This window comes from Leisingera sp., from assembly GCF_034669605.1.
GTDB lineage: Bacteria > Pseudomonadota > Alphaproteobacteria > Rhodobacterales > Rhodobacteraceae > Leisingera.
Genome location: NZ_JAXMOX010000311.1, coordinates 1 through 3,691, shown reverse-complemented (window position 1 = coordinate 3,691; position 3,691 = coordinate 1). Strand labels below are relative to the sequence as shown.

4 protein-coding genes are annotated in these 3,691 nt (G+C 63.9%); 1 reads left to right on the top strand and 3 read right to left on the bottom strand.

The annotated features are described in order from the left end of the window. A partial coding sequence (locus tag VOI29_RS23350; protein ID WP_323784143.1) for a TRAP transporter large permease occupies window positions 1–1,963 on the top strand: 1,963 nt, incomplete at its 5' end. A gap of 144 nt (window positions 1,964–2,107) precedes the next feature. On the opposite strand, the gene VOI29_RS23345 is transcribed toward VOI29_RS23350, so the two are convergent. The 3 genes from VOI29_RS23345 to VOI29_RS23335 all read right to left on the bottom strand — a co-directional run. Further along, window positions 2,108–2,491 (bottom strand): VOC family protein, encoded by a 384-nt coding sequence (locus VOI29_RS23345; protein ID WP_323784141.1) that lies wholly within the window; start codon window positions 2,489–2,491, stop codon window positions 2,108–2,110. Beyond that, window positions 2,491–3,315, bottom strand: coding sequence for an arginyltransferase (locus tag VOI29_RS23340; protein ID WP_323784139.1), 825 nt, complete (start codon window positions 3,313–3,315; stop codon window positions 2,491–2,493). The genes VOI29_RS23345 and VOI29_RS23340 overlap by 1 nt, the downstream gene beginning before the upstream one ends. Window positions 3,316–3,447: 132 nt before the next feature. Continuing rightward, on the bottom strand, window positions 3,448–3,691 hold a 244-nt coding region (locus tag VOI29_RS23335), incomplete at its 5' end, for an RDD family protein (RefSeq protein ID WP_416361582.1).

Genomic DNA, 3,691 nt, shown 5'->3' with positions numbered 1-3,691 from the left:
GTTTGTTCTGATGGGCATCACCCTGGAACGCTCCAAGATCGCCAACGACCAGTTGACCACCATGGCGCGCGTCTTTGGCCCGCTGCCCGGCGGTCTGGCGGTGTCGATTGTTGTGGTTGGTGCGTTCCTCGCGGCCTCCACCGGCATCGTCGGCGCAACCGTGGTGACCATGGGCCTGCTGGCGCTGCCGACGATGCTGCGCAACAACTACAGCCCCGAACTGGCAACCGGCGTGATCGCGGCCAGCGGAACGCTGGGCCAGATCATCCCGCCCTCGATTGTGATCGTTCTCCTGGGGACGCTGGCAGGCGACCTTTACTCCACCGCGCAGGAAACCCGCGCGATGGAGGCGGGCTGCTCTGACGCGCTCACCTATCTGGGCGAACCCGCGGTGGTGTCGGTCGGCACGCTGTTTCAGGCAGCCCTGTTGCCGGGCATCCTGCTGGCGATCCTCTATGCCACTTATGCCTTTGGCTATGCGCTTTTGAACCCGCACAAGGCACCTGCCGTTGCGATGGAGCCGGGCACCGGCGAGGTGATCACCCGCAATGAAGGCCTGATCTGGTTCCTGGCGGTTCCGGCGGCCCTGGTCGGCGGTGCCATCCTGCTCGGCAGTTTCAACGTGATCGGCAGCCAGAACATCACCGTCTCGACATTTTCGGACGCGGGCCAGACCGCCTCCCTGCGCACCAATGTCGGTGCCGAATGCAAGGCCGCGATGATTGACCTGCACGGGCAAGACGCCTGGGACGCCGCCAAGGCGGAACAGGAAACCATCAATGCCGCCGGCGGCGTGGCCCTTGCAGAACGGCTGAGCGGGGATGAGATCATCGCCGCCCGCGAGGCCAAGATCGCTGCCGCCGCGCCGATCGGCACCGGCATCGCGGTGATCATGATTCTTCTGGGTCTGGTGCTGGCCTTCGGCCGCGGTGTGGCGCCGTCTCGCGATGCCAAGCCGCTGATCCTGGGGGCCATCGGCGTGCTGCTGATTGCGCTGGTGGATCTGGTGGCGATTGCGCCGGCCACATCGGCAGGCGTAACCGTGCTGTGGATTGCGCTGCCGCTGCTGCTGGCGTTGTGGGGCTGCCGCGAAGCCGCGGCGCGCTGCGCCGAAAACGATCTGATCCGGGTGGTGTTCCCGCCGCTGGTGCTGATCGTGGCGGTGCTTGGCTCGATCCTGGGCGGCATCACCAACCCGACTCCCGCCGCGGCGCTGGGGGCCGGCGGAGCCATCATGCTGGCGGCCTACCGCAAGCTGCACGACCAGGGCCGGTCCGGCAAGATCATCATCTGGTCCACCTTTGCCGTCATGCTGTGCATCCTGGTCGGTATGAACTTTGACCTGCGGGTGAACCAGGGCGGGGTTTCCCTGGAAAGCTGGATCGCCTTCTTTATCGCCTATGGCGCCTATCTCTTTGCGCTGTTCGGGCTGCTGTACGGCTGCTGGGTGCTGTTCAAATCGGGCGTGCTGTCACCGATCGTGCGGGAGACCGCCAAGGTGACCTCGATGGTGTTCACCATCCTGATCGGCTCGCAGCTCTTGAATCTGGTGGTGATATCCTTTGGCGGCGAGCACTACATCCAGCAGTTCCTGAAGAGCTTTGACAACGAGATGACGGTCTTTCTGATCGTGATGCTGGTGCTGTTCTTCCTGGGCTTCGTGCTCGACTTCCTGGAGATCATCTACATCGTGATCCCGATTGTCGGCCCGGTGATCTATGGCGGTTCGTTCGATCCGAAATGGGTGACCATCATGGTGGCGGTGAACCTGCAGACCTCGTTCCTGACGCCGCCCTTCGGCTTTGCGCTGTTCTACCTGCGCGGGGTTGCGCCCAAGGAAGTGACGACCGCCCATATCTACCGCGGGGTTGCGCCCTTTGTGCTGATCCAGGTGGTGGGCATCGGCATCCTCTGGGCCTTCCCGGCAATCGTGACCATCGTGCCGGCGCTGATCCCGAACTGACCGGCACATCCGGGATAAGAACACAAAAAGGGGCCCCATGCGGGCCCCTTGGCTTGTGTGCGGGGGAGGGGCGCTGCCCCTCTGCGCCTGTGGCGCATTCCCCCCGGAGTATTTGCAGAAAGATGAAACGAGGCGGCGCCGGTCTCAGGCGAACTGGATCAGGTCCCAGCGGTTGCCGAAAGGATCGCGCCAGACCGCAACGGTGCCATAGGGTTCATGGCGCGGCGCTTCTTCGAATATGACGCCCTGCGCCTGCATCGCCGCGTGGTCGCTGGCAAAGTCATCAGAGGCCAGGAACAATCCGACGCGGCCGCCGAACTGGCGGCCGATGGCGGCCTCCTGCTCTGGTCCTTCGGCACGGGCCAGGATCAGGCTGCCCTGGCTGGCGCCCGGCGGCAGGATGCGGACCCAGCGTTTGCGGCCCTGATCAATGTCCTCGGCCAGCTGCCAGCCAAGCCGGCCGCAGTAAAAGCCGATGGCGGCGTCGTAATCCGGCACCACCAGAGAGACAGCATGCAGGTATTGCATCAGCGTTTGCGGTGTATCGGCTGTTCGGGCAGCTGGATATTGGCGACCTGTTCGGCAATCGGATCGGTCGACAGCGGATGGCCGGCGGCTTCGAATTGAGAAGGGTCGGACATCTTTTTCCATTCGCTGCGGTGATAGATTTCCAGGCCGGAGAACTTGGCCTTGTAACCCATCTTCTGGCTGCCGGGCACCCAGTAGCCGAGGTAGACATAGGGCAGCCCCGCCTCGCGGGCGATGGCGATGTGGTCGAGGATCATGAAGGTGCCCAGCGAATTCTGAGACTGGTCCGGGGCGTAGAAGGAATAGACCATGCTAAGCCCGTCTTCCAGCACATCGGTGAGCGACACCGCCGCCAGCGTGTTGGTTCCGGTCTCGGCATATTCCACAACCCGGCTGCGCACCGGGGTTTCTTCGATCATCGCGGCATATTCAAAGACATCCATATCGGCCATGCCGCCATCGGCATGGCGGCTGTCGAGATAGCTGCGGAACAGGGCAAACTGATCCTCGGTCGCCCAGGGCGAGGTGGCACGCCGCTCCAGATGCGCATTGCGCTTCAACGTGCGTTTCTGGCTGCGGGTGGCAGTAAAGGCCGCCACATCGATCCGCGCCGACAGGCAGGCGGAACATTCCGAGCAGGACGGCCGGTAAAGCACGTTCTGCGAGCGCCGGAAGCCTTGCTGGCTGAGACTGTTGTTCAGCTGCTCCACCCCGTCGCCCTGCAGCGCAGTGAACAGCTTCCGCTCCATCCGGCCCTCCAGATAGGGGCAGGGCTGCGGCGCGGTCACATAAAACTGCGGTGCAATGGGAAGGGTATGGCGCATCAGGACTCTTCAGCAGTTTCACAGGACAGACGGAACGGTTCGCACCGTGGTCCGATGATGATAGCAACGCGCTCCCGGTGCGCCAAGTAGCGTTGTGGAAAATGGCTTAACGGCGTCTTGCCGCAGCGCCGGTCAGGCGCGCCGGTTCAGCATCACCGTGCCGAGGAAATGGTCGGTCAGGCCCTGACCGCGCGCGGAGGTCAGCATCAGGATGACCGAGATCACCTGCAGGACCGGCAGCGCCAGCGACAGCGAGTACCCTGCGGTGTGCAGCGCGGCCAGACCGCTGCCAAGCCGCTGGCCGGAGCCGTCGCGCAATTCGATGCCGGCAAAGCGCATGCCCCAGGTGGCCGAGCCATTGGCGATGGTCACGGTC